General features: G+C 66.8%; 14 protein-coding genes and 2 pseudogenes. 7 read left to right on the forward strand and 9 right to left on the reverse strand.

Annotated elements, in window-relative coordinates:
• The first annotated feature begins 440 nt into the window (after window positions 1-440).
• The 5 genes and pseudogenes from OJJOAM_RS01860 to OJJOAM_RS01880 all read left to right on the forward strand — a co-directional run bounded on the left by OJJOAM_RS01860 (window position 441) and on the right by OJJOAM_RS01880 (window position 4394).
• Window positions 441-1974, forward strand: a pseudogene (locus OJJOAM_RS01860) (protein adenylyltransferase SelO).
• Between the two features lie 116 nt (window positions 1975-2090).
• Window positions 2091-2531: a peptide-methionine (R)-S-oxide reductase MsrB gene (msrB, locus tag OJJOAM_RS01865; protein ID WP_422648713.1), complete on the forward strand. Its 441-nt coding sequence runs from the start codon at window positions 2091-2093 to the stop codon at window positions 2529-2531.
• Window positions 2532-2617: 86 nt separating this feature from the next.
• Window positions 2618-3181, forward strand: a complete 564-nt coding sequence (locus tag OJJOAM_RS01870) for a septation protein A (RefSeq protein WP_422648714.1) — start codon at window positions 2618-2620, stop codon at window positions 3179-3181.
• A 14-nt stretch (window positions 3182-3195) separates the two neighbouring features.
• Window positions 3196-3524: pseudogene (locus OJJOAM_RS01875) on the forward strand (BolA family protein).
• Window positions 3525-3599: 75 nt separating this feature from the next.
• Window positions 3600-4394, forward strand: a complete 795-nt coding sequence (locus OJJOAM_RS01880; RefSeq protein WP_265632377.1) for a peptidylprolyl isomerase — start codon at window positions 3600-3602, stop codon at window positions 4392-4394.
• Between the two features lie 196 nt (window positions 4395-4590).
• Here the strand turns inward: OJJOAM_RS01880 and OJJOAM_RS01885 are convergent, their stop codons facing one another.
• Window positions 4591-5193 carry a DUF1439 domain-containing protein gene (locus OJJOAM_RS01885; RefSeq protein ID WP_149318809.1) on the reverse strand — a complete coding sequence of 201 codons (603 nt, stop codon included), beginning with the start codon at window positions 5191-5193 and terminating at the stop codon, window positions 4591-4593.
• A gap of 82 nt (window positions 5194-5275) precedes the next feature.
• Window positions 5276-5476, reverse strand: coding sequence for a SlyX family protein (locus tag OJJOAM_RS01890; protein WP_149318810.1), 201 nt, complete (start codon window positions 5474-5476; stop codon window positions 5276-5278).
• Between the two features lie 794 nt (window positions 5477-6270).
• Here OJJOAM_RS01890 and OJJOAM_RS01895 point away from each other — a divergent pair.
• Window positions 6271-7311 (forward strand): DMT family transporter, encoded by a 1041-nt coding sequence (locus tag OJJOAM_RS01895; protein WP_422648715.1) that lies wholly within the window; start codon window positions 6271-6273, stop codon window positions 7309-7311.
• Window positions 7312-7521: 210 nt separating this feature from the next.
• Here OJJOAM_RS01895 and OJJOAM_RS01900 read toward each other — a convergent pair whose 3' ends face one another.
• From OJJOAM_RS01900 to OJJOAM_RS01910, 3 genes are all read right to left on the reverse strand, one after another.
• Window positions 7522-7896, reverse strand: a complete 375-nt coding sequence (locus tag OJJOAM_RS01900) for a hypothetical protein (RefSeq protein ID WP_422648716.1) — start codon at window positions 7894-7896, stop codon at window positions 7522-7524.
• Between the two features lie 58 nt (window positions 7897-7954).
• A complete protein-coding gene (locus OJJOAM_RS01905) occupies window positions 7955-8473 on the reverse strand; it encodes a deaminase (RefSeq protein ID WP_422648717.1) in 519 nt (172 codons plus the stop codon).
• A 72-nt stretch (window positions 8474-8545) separates the two neighbouring features.
• A complete protein-coding gene (locus tag OJJOAM_RS01910) occupies window positions 8546-9958 on the reverse strand; it encodes a nucleobase:cation symporter-2 family protein (protein WP_422648718.1) in 1413 nt (470 codons plus the stop codon).
• A 165-nt stretch (window positions 9959-10123) separates the two neighbouring features.
• Here OJJOAM_RS01910 and OJJOAM_RS01915 point away from each other — a divergent pair, with 165 nt between their 5' ends.
• Window positions 10124-11146 carry a LysR family transcriptional regulator gene (locus OJJOAM_RS01915; protein ID WP_422648719.1) on the forward strand — a complete coding sequence of 341 codons (1023 nt, stop codon included), beginning with the start codon at window positions 10124-10126 and terminating at the stop codon, window positions 11144-11146.
• A 169-nt stretch (window positions 11147-11315) separates the two neighbouring features.
• Here OJJOAM_RS01915 and OJJOAM_RS01920 read toward each other — a convergent pair whose 3' ends face one another.
• The 4 genes from OJJOAM_RS01920 to OJJOAM_RS01935 form a co-directional block, all read right to left on the reverse strand.
• Window positions 11316-11525 carry a hypothetical protein gene (locus tag OJJOAM_RS01920; RefSeq protein WP_422648720.1) on the reverse strand — a complete coding sequence of 70 codons (210 nt, stop codon included), beginning with the start codon at window positions 11523-11525 and terminating at the stop codon, window positions 11316-11318.
• 58 nt (window positions 11526-11583) lie between these two features.
• Complete coding sequence (locus OJJOAM_RS01925) at window positions 11584-12171, reverse strand: hypothetical protein (RefSeq protein ID WP_422648721.1); 588 nt, start codon at window positions 12169-12171, stop codon at window positions 11584-11586.
• Between the two features lie 19 nt (window positions 12172-12190).
• Window positions 12191-12814, reverse strand: a complete 624-nt coding sequence (locus tag OJJOAM_RS01930) for an energy transducer TonB (RefSeq protein WP_422648722.1) — start codon at window positions 12812-12814, stop codon at window positions 12191-12193.
• A 260-nt stretch (window positions 12815-13074) separates the two neighbouring features.
• The gene (locus OJJOAM_RS01935) at window positions 13075-14007 is read right to left on the reverse strand and encodes a DUF6708 domain-containing protein (protein WP_422648723.1); all 933 of its coding nucleotides are present in this window, start codon (window positions 14005-14007) and stop codon (window positions 13075-13077) included.
• Between the last annotated feature and the right edge of the window lies 1 nt (window position 14008).

Consider the following 14008-nt stretch of genomic DNA (forward strand, 5'->3'; position numbering starts at 1 on the left):
TCATGCACTACCCCCGGTGCACTGCGGGCGTGCAAGCGGGCGACATGACGGGAAGACTGCCGGTGATGGCCGCGCCGCCGCGATGGGAACAAGCGAACAAGCGGGAACACCGGCGGCGGCGCCGCGGTCAGACCAGGGAAAATGCGGCGTGCAAGTACAATACTGCCAGCCATGTTGCACCTCAACATGTCGTTTTCCCTAGCCTGCAAGCGCACTTCCAGGCAGGCCACCGATAGCAGGCTGTTGCACCGCGCCGGTCCCAGCCCCCCGCCTGCCCGGCGCGTCATGCCAAGGCCCCGATCTCATGTCCTCTCGTCCGTCTTCCGCTTTGCCACCGTCGGGGTCCACTCGGGCGTCCGACGATTCCCCCCGTTTTCACTGGACTCGATGCTTCGGCCGAGACGAGCGCGAATCCCGCCCCGAGCGAACCGCCCTTCTCCGTGGCGCCCGGTTTTGCCGCGCTCGGCGAGCGTTTCTTCACGCGCCTGCAGCCGACCCCGCTGCCCTCACCGTACCTGGTCGCCGTGGCCCCGGCCGCGGCGGGAACTGCTCGGCTGGCAAGCGGGCGACCCGACCAGCCCCGACCAGGCGCCGCCGCTGCAGGACTTCGCCGAGATCTTCATCGGCAACCGCGTGCCCGACTGGGCCGATCCGCTGGCGACCGTCTACTCGGGCCATCAGTTCGGCGTGTGGGCCGGCCAGCTCGGCGACGGGCGCGCGATCCGACTGGCCGAGGCGCAGACCGCGAACGGCCCGTGGGAGATCCAGCTGAAGGGCTCGGGCAAGACGCCGTATTCGCGCATGGGCGACGGCCGCGCGGTGCTGCGCTCGTCGATCCGCGAATACCTGTGCTCCGAGGCCATGGCCGCGCTGGGCATTCCGACCACGCGCGCGCTGTGCATCGTCGGCTCCGACGCGCCGGTGCGCCGCGAGACGATCGAGACCGCCGCGGTGGTCACGCGCCTGGCGCCCACCTTCATCCGCTTCGGCCATTTCGAGCATTTCGCCGCGCACGACGACGTGGCCGCGCTGCGCCAGCTGGCCGACTTCGTCATCGACCGCTTCATGCCGGAATGCCGCGACAGCGTCGGCGGCGAGACCGTCAGCCCCTACCAGGCGCTGCTGCGCGAGGTGTCGCTGCGCACCGCCGACCTGATGGCCCAATGGCAGGCCGTGGGCTTCTGTCACGGCGTGATGAACACCGACAATATGTCGATCCTCGGCCTGACCATCGATTACGGCCCGTTCGGCTTTCTCGACGCCTTCGACGCCAACCATATCTGCAACCACTCGGACAACCAGGGCCGCTATGCCTACAGCCAGCAGCCGCAGGTCGGCTTCTGGAACCTGCATTGCCTGGCGCAGGCGCTGCTGCCGCTGTGGCTCGAGCGCGAGGACGGGCAGGCCCCGACCGAGGCGGCCAAGGAGGCCGCGATCGAGGCCGCGCACGCCGGGCTCGATCCCTTCCGCGACCGCTATGCGCTGCGCTTCTTCCAGCTGTACCGCGCCAAGCTGGGCCTGGCCAGCACCGGTATCGACGACAGCGCCGACGAGGCGCTGCTGACCGACCTGTTCCGCCTGCTGCATACGCAGCGGGTCGACTACACCTTGTTTTGGCGCAATCTCGCCCGCATCTCCTCGGCGGACGGCAGCCGGGACGCGCCGGTGCGCGACCTGTTCATGGACCGCGCCGGCTGGGACGCATGGGCCGAGCGCTACCGCGCCCGCCTGCGCGCCGAGAGCTCGGACGACGCGGCGCGCGCGGTGTCGATGCTGGCCGTCAATCCGAAGTACGTGCTGCGCAACCATCTGGCCGAGGTGGCGATCCAGCGCGCCAAGGAGAAGGATTTCACCGAAGTGCAGCGGCTGCTGGCGGTGCTGTCGCGGCCGTTCGACGAACAGCCCGAGGCAGAGTCGTACGCCGCGCTGCCGCCCGACTGGGCGTCCGGTATCGAGGTAAGCTGTTCGTCCTGATCGCCCTGATCGCCCCGGCATCGGCCGAGACAGGCCGATACAGCCGATACAGGTCGATATAGGCCCATATCGCCCCCGACACCGACCGTCCGATCATCCCCACGAGGATCCGCATCATGCCCGTCAACAAGACCGAAGCCGAATGGCGCGCGCAACTGTCCGACATCGAATACCGCGTCACGCGCGAGGCCGCCACCGAACGCGCCTTTACCGGCCGCTACTGGGACCACTGGGAGCCCGGCATCTACCGCTGCGTGGGCTGCGGCACGCCGCTGTTCGAGTCCACCACCAAGTTCGACGCCGGCTGCGGCTGGCCCAGCTATTTCCGCCCCATCAACGGTGAGGTGATCGACGAACAGGTCGACCGCAGCCACGGCATGGTCCGCATCGAGGTGCGCTGCAAGGAATGCGGCAGCCACCTGGGCCATGTCTTCGAGGATGGCCCCGCCCCGACCGGCCTGCGCTATTGCATCAATTCGGCTGCGCTAAAATTCGACGACCGCGAGCCCGAACCGGGCGCCGCCGACGACGCCGGCCAGTCCGGCAACCCTGGCTGACCCGCGGCGCTGACCCTGCGGCCAGGCCCCACGATAACGATTCCGCGATGCCGCCTGCCGGCATCGCCTTCCCCTGACGGACCCGCATGAAATTTCTGTTCGACCTGTTCCCGGTCATCCTGTTTTTCGTCACCTTCAAGCTGGCGGGCATCTTCGCCGCCACGGCGGTCGCCATCGCGGCGACCATCGTGCAGATCGGCTGGGTCTGGCTGCGCCACCGCAAGGTCGAACCGATGCAGTGGATCAGCCTGCTGATCATCGTGGTGTTCGGCGGCGCCACGCTGCTGCTGCACAACGAGACCTTCATCAAGTGGAAGCCGACCGTGCTGTACTGGCTGTTCGCGGTCGCGCTGCTGGCGTCCGCCGCGATCTGGCGCAAGAACCTGATCCGGGCGATGATGGAAAAATCCGTCAAGCTGCCCGAGCCGGTCTGGGGCCGTCTCAATACCGCCTGGGCCGGCTTCTTCGCCGTGATGGGCGTGCTGAACCTGTGGGTGGCCTACCAGTTCTCGACCGACATCTGGGTCAATTTCAAGCTGTTCGGCAGCATGGGCCTGATGCTGGTCTTCATCGTCGCGCAAAGCCTCTGGCTGTCGCGCCATATGCACGAAAACGCGCCGGAAAAAGCGCAGGAACGCGCCCGCGACTGAGCGGGCATCGCACCATGAACGACGTCTCTTCTTCGCTGCCTCCCGAAGGCGCCGCCGGCACCGCCGACAACACCGCCGCGCAGATCGATGCCCTGCTGCGCGCCGAACTCGCCCCCCTCGCAACTGACGGTGCGCGACGACAGCGCGCTGCACGCGGGGCATCCGGGCGCCGCCTCGGGCGGCGGCCACTATCATGTCACCATCGTCAGCGAACGCTTCGCCGGCGCGAGCCGGGTCGCCCGACATCGCATGGTGTATGATGCGCTGCGCAGTCTCTTCCCCCATGCGGATCCATGCCCTGGCAGTGTCCGCATTCACCGAGCAAGAGTATTCCGCGCAATGATCATCATCCGCGCGGTGTCTGCACAAGCCTCTGCATATTCGTCCAGCCTTCCCCAGACTTCCCAACACTGATTCCATGAAGACCACTGTCCTCTCGTTCAGCCTGGCGGCTGTGCTTGCCGCTGGCAGCTTGCCCGCACTCGCCCAGAATGCCGCCGTCGTCAATGGCAAGGGCATTCCGTCGGCCAAGCTCGACAAGCTGATCGCCGGCACCGGCCAGCCGGATTCCCCGGAGCTGCGGGATCGCGCGCGCAACATGCTGATCGATCGCGAACTGCTGGTGCAGGAAGCGACCAAGCGCGGCGTGACGCAAAACCCGGACGTGCAGGAGCAGCTGGAACAGGCGCGCCTGAACGTGCTGGCCGGCGCGGTGTTCGAGGACTATGTGCGCACCCACGGCACCAGCGATGCCGAGCTGCGCAAGCAGTACGACAAGATCAAGGCCCAGTTCGGCAACGGCAAGGAATACCGCGCCCGCCATATCCTGGTCGAGAAGGAAGCGGAAGCGCAGGCCATCATCGCCAAGATCAAGGGCGGCGCCAAGTTCGCCGACGTGGCCAAGGCCTCGTCGAAGGACCCGGGCTCGGCCGCCAACGGTGGCGATCTGGACTGGGCCAGCAGCAACAGCTATGTGCCCGAGTTCTCGGCCGCGATGGCCGGCCTGAAGAAGGGCCAGATGACCGAGACCCCGGTCAAGACGCAGTTCGGCTGGCACGTGATCCTGCTCGAGGACGAGCGCGAGACCAAGATCCCGACCTTCGAGGAAGCCAAGCCGCAGCTGCAGCAGATGCTGATGAGCGATCAGAACTGGCAACGCGAGCAGTTCCAGTCGATGATGAAGTCGCTGCGGGACAAGGCCAAGATCCAGTAAGGCTACCTGCCCTGACGCCCCGGTCGAGACCGGGCGTCGACGAGAAAACCGGCGCTTCATGCGCCGGTTTTTCTTTGGGGCCTTGGGCCTTGGGGCTTGAACTTGGGGGGGCTTGGACTTGGGGGGCTTGGACTTGGGGGGCCTTGGACGCCTTGCCGCCCAATGGGGGGCATTCGCCCCGCGCGATGTCCGCGCCCTACTTCGTCTCGATCTTCACCGCGATACCGTCCTCGGTCACGGTGATCGCGCCGGGCTCGACCTGCTTGCCGTTGACCTGCAGTTCCTCGGGCTTGAAGGTGTGCAGCGGATAGTCCTTCAGCAGTTCCTGTGCCACCAGATTGCCCACCGCATTGAGCTGCGCGCTGTATTGGCCCGGCACGCCGTCGACCTGTACCTGCTCGACGGTCGGGTTGTCGAGCAGCACCGCGCGCTTGACCGGGTCGTAGCGCAAGCCGCTGTTCAGGGCCAGCGTGCCGTTGACCGGTGGCGCCGGCAGCAGGCTGTTGGTCAGCTGCGCGTCGACCTGCGTGGTGATGCGGTTGCCCACCGCATCGAGCGTCAGCCGCGGCCGGGTCAGCCGGACGTCGAGCACCTGGGCATAGCGCAGCGTCGCCGGAAAGCGGCCTTCGACGGCGCGCTGCAGCTCCTGCCTGGTGAAGGTGTATTCGCCGGTCCAGATGTTGTAGCCGGCGAGGGCCGCGCCGGACAGGACGCCAAGGCCCAGTGCCGCGGCGGCGGCCGTGGCCGCCAGGGGTCGCCGGATGCCCCGGCGGCGGCCGTGCGAAGAGATCGAAGACATGCGCGATGCTGGAGTGGTCACCTCGGTCAGACCCGGGCGGCGTCCCGGCGTTCCACCATCGGCAAATCAGCGCCGTGGGCGCTCAGTAGTGCGGCGGGATTTCCTGCACCGATCCGTCGGCGGCGGTGCCGGTGGCCGCGGGCAACTGCTGGTAGAGCGCCTGCATTTGCTCCTGCAGCAATTCGATCTGCCGCTGCTGCCTGGCGACGGTCAGGTTCAGCGTTTCCAGCAGGTCTTCCTGGAAGGCCAGCTTGACCTCCAGCTCGGTGATTCGCGATTCCATGAGGTCCTCCAATGCCAGATGTCAGACATGCGCGCAGGCATGTGCCCGCGGGGCGCGCATTGTACCGGACCGGCGCACCGGTCCGGGCGCAAGCGCGGGCGGGTTGTCAGCACATCATAGAGCGTGTACGCTAGCGCGAGTCGTGCCGCGGACGGCATTCGATGTTCATCGACGGTTCGTCGATTGATAGTCGATTGATAGTCGATTGATAGTCGATTGATAGTCGATTGATAGTCGATTGATAGTCGATTGATAGTCGATCCTACCCGCCGCCGGCGCACCGGCCGTCCCATGACGGTCGTGTGACGGTTTTCCACCCCCTTCGGTTCCATTTGGTTCCATGACGCCTGTACGCTGCGCTTCCTCGATTGCCGATCCGGTCCTGCCGGCCGGTGGCACGCGCGCGTCGGCACCTCCCCGCGTTTCTCCTGTCTGGTCGCCGCCGGCCGCTGTCGGGTCGCCGCCCGCCGCTGTCGGGTCGCCGCCGGTCGCCGCCGTCGTGGCAGGCGTAGCACCGCCCCGCGCTGTCGTGGCCGGTGTTGCACCGCCGCCGCGCGCCGTCGTCGCAGCGGCAGCGCCGCCGCCCGCGGCCGTCCGCGACCGCGTCTTCGGCCGCGTCTTCGGCTGACCCCAGCCGACCTCCCGTCTTCCGTCTGACCGTGCGCGCCCGGCGCGCGCGAACGCCTTTGCTGCCTGCTCGATGCCGCGCATCTCGACGATGCCCGGCTGGCATTCGCCGCCGGCGTTCGCCCACGGTCGGCCGAAGCCCGTCACCCCCAATGACAGGTGAAACGATGAACTTCCAAAGATTCGCGCATGCGGCGCGATCGACCTTGTCCCTGCTGTCCTTGTCGGCGCTGTCGTCGGCGCTCTCGTCCCGACTGAGCTCGTCCCGACTGAACTCGTCCCGACCGAGCTCGTCGCGGCTGACCTCGTCCCGGCCCTCCTCCTCCGGGCCGTCGTCACGCTCGCGCGTCAAGCTGCCCGATGCCTGGGCCGCCCACGGCTCCACCGCGCTGTTCGTGCTGCTGTGGAGCAGCGGCGCGATCGTCGCCAAATGGGGCCTGGCCTATGCCTCGGCCTTTGCCTTCCTGACGCTGCGCTTCGTGCTGGCCTTCGGCGTGCTGCTGGCGATCGCCGCATGGCGGCGCCGCTGGCTGCCCGAGCCCGGGCAGCGCGCGCGGGTCGCGATGGTCGGGCTGCTGCTGACCGGCTGCTATTCGATCTGCTATCTGCTGGCGCTGGACCGCGGCGTCACGCCCGGCATGCTCGCCACGCTGCTCGGCGCCCAACCCATCCTGACGCTGCTGCTGACCGAGCGCCGCTTCTCGCCGCTGCGACTGGTCGGGCTGATGCTGGCGCTGGCGGGACTGGTAATGGTGGTCTACCAGGGCATCGGCATCGCCGGCACGCCCGTGGCCGGCATGCTCTATGCGCTGACCGCGCTGGCCACGATGACGGCCGGCACCATCGTGCAGAAAGGCATCCGGCAGGCGCCGATCGACGTGATGCCGCTGCAATACGGCATCGCGCTGCTGATGTGCCTGGCGCTGCTGCCGTTCGAGCCGATCCAGGTCTCGCTGACGCCCGCGCTGCTGCTGCCGCTGGGCTGGATGGCGCTGGTGATCTCGATCGGCGCGACGCTGCTGCTGTACCGGATGATCCAGGGGGGCAATCTGGTCAACGTGACCAGCCTGTTCTACCTGGTGCCGGCCGGCACCGCGGTGCTCGACTATCTGATCCTGGGCAACCGGCTGGCGCCGCTGGCGCTGGGCGGCATGGTCACGATCCTGCTCGGGCTGGCGCTGGTGTTTCGCAACAAGCCGGGAGGCTGATTCGTGCCCTGCGCCGTCTCCGTCGCCGTCTGAACGACGCCTGCATGGCCTCTGAACGATGTCTGAACGCCGCCTAAACGCCGCTTGAACGCCGCTTGAACGCCGCTTGAACGCCGCCCCAACCGGCACCCAAGACGCCGTCCCAGCGCCGTCCCCGGCGCCGGCCCAGGGCGGTGGGCGGCACGGCTTAGCGCGGTGACCGGCGCCGGCTTACGGCGGCGGGCGGCGTCGGCGCGACAGCACGGCGCCGAGCACCAAGCCGATGACGAGGGCGATCACGATCCATAGCCACGAGGCCGCCATCGGCGGCGCGGTCGCCGGTGTCCCCGGCGTGCCCGGGGCGGCGGTCGGCGTCACGCCGGCCATCGTCGCGGTCAGCGCCTGCCAGTCGGCCTTCGTGATCTGCGTCATGCGGGCCGCATCGGGCAGCCCGAACACGCAGATCTCGCCGCCGGGCAGCTGGCAGAAGCGCTCGGCCGGACAGCTTTTCAGGATCTGTGGAGTCTCTCCCGTGCCGCAGCGCGCGCCGGCGCTGCGCAACACCTGCAAGGTGACGTCCGGATGCTTGGTCAGTTGTTCCGGCATGGTGCCTCCCGCTGACTACGGTGACAAACAGTCGCAAGCGCGAAGCCCCTGCCCCGCCTTACTTCCAGAACCCAGTATGGGAGCGCGCGGCCTCCTCTTCCAGCATCGGGCCGTGCACCTCGATATGGCGCTGCCCCCGCACGAACACCTCGCGGCATGGCAGCGAGAAGGTCGGATTCTCCGGATGGTCGCCGGTCAGCCCCAACAGCGTGTGCTCCGACAGCGCATAGACCACGCGGCCGATATTGCACCAGTAGATCGCGCCGGCGCACATGCAGCAGGGCTCGGCGCTGGTGTACAGCGTGCAGCGGGCCAGTTGTTCGGGGCTCAGGCGCCTGGCGGCCAGCGCCGCCGCGGCAAGCTCCGCATGCTGGGTCGGATCGCCCTGCGGCGGCATCGAGTTGTTGCCCGCCGAGGCGACGATATTGCCGTGCTCGTCGGCCACGATGGCGGCGAACGGATGGCGGCCGTTCTGCTTCGATTCCTCGGCCAGCGCGATCGATTGGCGCAGCAGACGGAGGTCGAGCTCGGTCAGGGTGTCGGTGGTGGTACGGGTCTGGGTGTCGATGGCTGGCATCGGACGATTCTCCTGCGAAGTAGGCGCCCTGGTGGCGCGATGCGATGGCGGCCGGCATGGCCGCGTCGGGAATCAAGGCTGGCTGGTGGCGACGGCGTCGGCATGCTCGCTGTCGATTGCCGCCGCTTGCGAAGTCCCGCGATTGAGCAGCAGGTTCAGCAGCACGGCCGTGATCGCCCCGAGAAAGATGCCACTGTCGAGCACCAACTTCAGTGGCCCTTCGACGCGCTCGAACAGCGCCGGCAGCGACATCGGCAGCACCCCCACGCTGACGGATGCCGCGACGATGATCGCGTTGCGCGTGCCGTCGAACCTCACGCGCGACAACTCCTGGATGCCCGCCACCGTCGTCATGCCGAACATCACGATCGCGCAGCCGCCCAGCACCGGCCGCGGTACCGAAGCAATCAGCGCGCCAAGCTTCGGGAACAGGCCCATCAGCACCATGATGGCGCCCGCCGATGCCACCACATAACGGCTCTTGACGTTCGAAAGCGCGATCAGCCCCGTGTTCTGCGTGAAGGCGTTATAGGGAAAGCTGTTGAAGACGCCGCCAAGCATGGTCGACAGCCCATCGGCGCGGAAGGCATCGCCCAGCGTGCGCTGCGTCGAGGGACGGCCGACGATGGTGCCGATCGCCAGCACATTGCCGGTGGTCTCGGCCATGATCACCAGCATCGCCAGCAGCATCACCAGCGTCGGCATCGGCGCGAACGACGGGGCGCCGAACGCGAACGGCGGGCTGATCTCGAACCAGGCGGCGCGCCCGACCGCGTCGAAGCTCGTCATGCCGCAGGCCATGGCGATCGCGGTGCCCGCCAGCAGGCCGATCAACACCGACAGATTGCCGATCAAGCCGGAGAAGCGCGCGTAGACGAACAGCGTGATGGCGATCGTCGCCAGGCCCAGCAACAGATTCGGCGTCGCGCCGAAGTCCGGCGCGGCCGGATTGCCGCCGCCCAGCCAGATCGCCGCCGCAGGCATCAGCGTGACACCGATGATCACGATCAGGCTGCCGATTACCACCGGCGGAAACCAGCGCAGCAGCCGGCTGAACAGCGGCGCAATCGCGATGGTCAGCGCGCCGGCGGCGATCACCGCGCCAAACACGTGGCTGAGCCCGTATTGCTGGCCGATCAGGATCATCGGCGCGATCGCGATAAAGGAACAACCCTGGATCAGCGGCAGGCGCGCGCCAAAGCGCCAGAAGCCCAGTGTCTGGATCAGCGTCGCGATGCCCGAGGTCAGCAGGTTGGCGTTGATCAACGTGACCATCTGCTGCTGGGTCAGGCCGAGCGCGCTGCCGAGGATCAACGGCACCGCGACGGCGCCCGCGTACATCACCAGCACATGCTGCAGGCCGAAGCTGGCCAGCTGCCGCAACGGCAATCGTTGATCGACCGGATGGACGGCCGGCTCCTTGGCCGGGTGCGCGGCGGGGTTCTGCTGCATCGGGTCGGGGTGCGCCTGCTGCTGCGAATTCATCGTGGTCTCCTCCGTCTGGTCTGTGGTCCCGCGCTTTTGCGCCGGCCGGATCGGTGCGCCATAATCCGGCGGGTTTGCGCGGCGGGCCAAATCGGCAGCCATCGATTTTTTTGATAGGCAGTTTTCTGACAGGCAGTTTTTTGACAGGCAGGAGTCCAGGCCGCGATGCGCTATTCGCTCGATCAGCTGGAAATGTTCACCCTGGTGGCCAGCACCGGCTCGTTCTCGGCCGCGGCCCGGCAATTGCGCAAGACGCAGTCCGCGGTCAGCACCGCCATCGCCAACCTGGAGGCCGACCTCGGCCTGGTGTTGTTCGAACGCGGCGGCAAGGCGTCGACGCTGACGCCGGCCGGAGAAAAGCTGCGTAACGAAGCCGAACTGGTGCTGGAGCGCTGCCTGCAGCTGGAGGCGCATGCCAACGAGCTGGGCGAACGCGTCGAACCGGCGCTGACGCTGGCGATCGAGGTCCCCTACTCGACCTTGATGCCGCCGCTACGCGACTTCGCCGAACGCTTTCCGCACGTCGACCTGCAGATTCGCCATCCGCTGCATGGCGACGTGGCCGAACTGCTCGCGCGCGGCGAAGCGGACCTGGGCATCGCGTTCTCGCAGCCCGCCTATCCGCGCGATCTGGGCTTCACGCAGATGGGCAAGCTGATCCTGTCGCACGTCGCGCACCGCGACCATCCTCTTTCGAAGCTGAAGCGTGTCGACTTCGCCGACCTGCGCGCGCACCGGCGCCTGGTGTTCAGCGGCCACAACCACAAGCTGCCCAGCAGCGAATACCTCGACGCGACGCGCTGCTGGCAGGCGGAAAGCTACGCGGCGCTGCTCGAACTCGCGCGCACGGGCCTGGGCTGGACCACGCTGCCGCGGCAACTGATCCTTTCGGAACTGGGATCAGGTGAATTGGTGGAGCTGCCGCTGACCGCCTATCCGTACACCGACTGGCTGGTCGGCGTGGATCTCATTTGGGCAAAGGCGCATGTGCTCGGCAAGGCCGGGCTGTGGCTGAAGCGGCGGCTGGGCGAGCACAAGGTGTTCGAGGTGGATCGGGAGGGGGAAGAGGACAACGTTGTAGCGCAGTATCACAGCGATGCAATCGCGCGGGCCAGCGCTTCCTCGGTACCCCAACGGCGCAGGAACGCCAGTTCATCGTCCTTCGACAGCTTGCCTTTGGCGCGATAGACCATCGCCGTCATGACCGCCCCCCGCCTGCACGGGCCTATCTTCCGGCTCGCCAACTCCAGAGTCGCTTTGCCACTCGTCCGGGAATCGTGGCCAGCGGCACGTTGCCTGGCTCAGCGTCTGATAGAAGGTCTCCATGACGCCCGGGCGCATTTCGAGCCTGTATTGTTCAGCGCTCGGCATTCCGCAGAAAGTCGTATAGATAGGGGGGAAGGTGTCTTGGAATGGCGCGATACCCCTCTGGAGCGTTCTTTGGGATGTATTCGACCGTCGGCCCCTCTTCCATATAAAGGCGGATGTATTCCCACAGACCTGCGGTGTACTCGTATGAAGGCATGGTCGGCCCGACGAAGATCACGTCCTCGTCCTTCCCCGACATGTCGGCAGGATTGGCAGGCGGGTGATATAGCGCCAGTGCTTTCAGAATCTGTCGATCCTTAGGTGCCGTCCCCCTCGGGCGCCAGCACCGCCAACATCCGGTCCCAGTCATACACCCGGTTTCCACCGCAACAGCGGGGACGCAGCACATAGACCTTGCGTGTCCTGCGATTGAAGCGGATGCGGCCTCGCGGGTAAGTGAAGAAGGCAGTGCGGCCCGCCATATGATGAAAGAATATCAATAAGAGCGCGGCCGCAGCGATCGCCATTGGGAAGAACAACAGCCACCCTCCCCAAAACAGCGGCGCCATATCGGACTCGTAGGGTAGCGAAGAAAAGAACGGAACAATAGTTCCGAACAAGAGCGGGTGAACGGCCACGCTGTACCAGGCCCAGATGGCTGGCGGGCAGAATATCAATACCGTTGCTGCCGCCATCGCGTACTTCCATTGATATTCCCAGCCTGGATTGGTCAACTCCAGGTAGGTATCGTTCTGGGCGTACACGGAGTGATTTGGCAGAATTACCCCCTCCTGATCCAGGCTCTCCTTGACGCTCCACAAGCGCTGTTCGTTGAGGCCGAGGCGTTCCCTGCTTCGGGCGATGGAGCTTCGGCTGCGCCAGTAGTCGTACTCACGAGGGAACATCGTCGCAGCAACTCCTTGGCTAGCCGCCTGCTCGTACCACAAACGACTGCGTCGTCGTGAACGGCACCAAGGCACCGCTACCTCGAGTCGAACAACGCATGCCGTTCATCGCCCGGCGCGCCGCGTTGTCGACAGGCTGAAAGCCCGACGGTTTTTCCACCGCGGTGCGGGCGACCGAGCCATCCTCGCCGATCCAGACCCGCACGGTCACGGAGACCGGCTTGTCAGGCAACTCGCTGACCAGGCTCAGCCGCGGCTGGGAGCAGCCGACATTGGGCGGCAGCCCTTCCCGATAGCTGGCCGGCGCGGACGCTGCGGGACGCGATGAGGTTTCTTCATTGCGGCAGATCGCCTGCTGCTCCTCGAACACCTTGCGCATCGCCTGCAGCGTCTTCGGTTGCGTGGCAGCGCCGGCTGACCACTTGGCCGCCAGCGGCGCCGGCAGCGCCTTGCCAACCGCCGCGGACTCCTCGGGCGTCAACCGGAAAACGAGATTGCCCGACGCCAGCCGTTCCGCTCGGGCTTGCTGGATACGCTTGCCTTCCGGGGTATCGAGGAAACGGGTCAGGGCCAGGAATTCCTCCTTGGAGAAATCCTCCGCCAGCGGATAGCCGATCCGGTTGGCGACCGTGCGCGGCTCCATCGCCGACAGGCAGGCGGCGCGTTGCGGCGGGACCTTGTCGCCTTGCTGCTTCAGTGTGCCCTTCGCGGCGGGGGATCACTTCGCCGGTGGCGACGGCTTCGGAAACGCGCTTGGCGGCCAATTCCAGCGCCGCGCTATCGGCGCCCGCTGCACCCGCCGCGCCCGCCACACCTGCAACGACCATCAAGGCCACCGCAGCCGTCAGCGACGCCTTCCATCCGGCGCGCCGCGACGCCCCGAAATCGCCCGCGACCCGGCGATCAGCGCAGATGGCGCGGATTGATGCTTGCATCCTTGACATAGGGATCGTCCTTCGAGACCGGCGCGGCCTCCTCGATGTTCTTGGGCCAGACCGGCACGCGGCAAGTCGCCATCACCAGCGCGCGGCTGCACGCCAGCAGAAGATTGAACGGCCACATCAGCCAATAGATCGGCGCGGAACCGGCGTCGTTGGCGAAGACACGTTCCAGGCCGACGCGAAAGCGCTCGCGCCGCCCGTCGATCGGCACACAGTACCGGATCCGCTCGATCACGTCCTTCGGCCCCTCTTCCATATACCGCCGCAGGAATTCCCAGTGCGCCTTCAAGCGCTGCGGATCGACTTCCCACAACGAGAACGCGAACTGCTCGCGCACCGTGACGCCGTCGCGATCCAGCACCAGACCGCGGATATCGCGCACGGGCTGAACCGAGCCGGAACAGCGCCCCAGCGTGAAGAACACATCGTCCCAGCGCACGCTCAGGATGCTGCCATCCAGCCGGAATACATGCAGCATCCGGTTGCGCCGATCCAGCCGGATCGGATAGTGCGTGTAGCGCCCGAGTTCCCGGCGCGCCATCCATACCGACAGCGCCACGATCGGCGCCATCACGAAGGCCGCGAACCCGAGGAAGGCGGCAACGGTGCCCGGCGTGTACAGGCCCAGCGCCAGCGGCCGCTGCGCGGCCAGGCTCATGGCGACGAAACCGCCGACGCAGACGGCGATCACGACCAGCGCCATCAGCGTCAGCGCACCGCGGGAATCGTAGTAGCGGTCGACCGAATCCAGATAGCTCGAATTGATCTTGATCACGCAGAGCTGATCGTGCGGTTCGACCTGCAGACGCTGCCCCTGGCGCAGGCGGTGAGCGCGCTCGTCGTCGTCGATTGGCCGGTTGACGCGATACTTGCGCACCAGTCCCGTGAAATCCATA

Origin of the sequence: Cupriavidus sp. H18C1 (assembly GCF_049311595.1) — a bacterium.
Taxonomy (GTDB): Bacteria; Pseudomonadota; Gammaproteobacteria; order Burkholderiales; family Burkholderiaceae; genus Cupriavidus; species Cupriavidus cauae.

Coding starts and splice junctions, on each gene's coding strand:
- OJJOAM_RS01910 (WP_422648718.1), bottom strand. CDS start 9,958: ATGAATTCGCAGCAGCAGGCGCACCCCGACCCGATGCAGCAGAACCCC.
- OJJOAM_RS01905 (WP_422648717.1), bottom strand. CDS start 8,473: ATGCCAGCCATCGACACCCAGACCCGTACCACCACCGACACCCTGACC.
- msrB (WP_422648713.1), top strand. CDS start 2,091: ATGCCCGTCAACAAGACCGAAGCCGAATGGCGCGCGCAACTGTCCGAC.
- OJJOAM_RS01915 (WP_422648719.1), top strand. CDS start 10,124: ATGCGCTATTCGCTCGATCAGCTGGAAATGTTCACCCTGGTGGCCAGC.
- OJJOAM_RS01885 (WP_149318809.1), bottom strand. CDS start 5,193: ATGTCTTCGATCTCTTCGCACGGCCGCCGCCGGGGCATCCGGCGACCC.
- OJJOAM_RS01900 (WP_422648716.1), bottom strand. CDS start 7,896: ATGCCGGAACAACTGACCAAGCATCCGGACGTCACCTTGCAGGTGTTG.
- OJJOAM_RS01890 (WP_149318810.1), bottom strand. CDS start 5,476: ATGGAATCGCGAATCACCGAGCTGGAGGTCAAGCTGGCCTTCCAGGAA.
- OJJOAM_RS01920 (WP_422648720.1), bottom strand. CDS start 11,525: ATGTCGGGGAAGGACGAGGACGTGATCTTCGTCGGGCCGACCATGCCT.
- OJJOAM_RS01895 (WP_422648715.1), top strand. CDS start 6,271: ATGAACTTCCAAAGATTCGCGCATGCGGCGCGATCGACCTTGTCCCTG.
- OJJOAM_RS01925 (WP_422648721.1), bottom strand. CDS start 12,171: ATGTTCCCTCGTGAGTACGACTACTGGCGCAGCCGAAGCTCCATCGCC.
- OJJOAM_RS01935 (WP_422648723.1), bottom strand. CDS start 14,007: ATGGATTTCACGGGACTGGTGCGCAAGTATCGCGTCAACCGGCCAATC.
- OJJOAM_RS01930 (WP_422648722.1), bottom strand. CDS start 12,814: ATGGAGCCGCGCACGGTCGCCAACCGGATCGGCTATCCGCTGGCGGAG.
- OJJOAM_RS01870 (WP_422648714.1), top strand. CDS start 2,618: ATGAAATTTCTGTTCGACCTGTTCCCGGTCATCCTGTTTTTCGTCACC.
- OJJOAM_RS01880 (WP_265632377.1), top strand. CDS start 3,600: ATGAAGACCACTGTCCTCTCGTTCAGCCTGGCGGCTGTGCTTGCCGCT.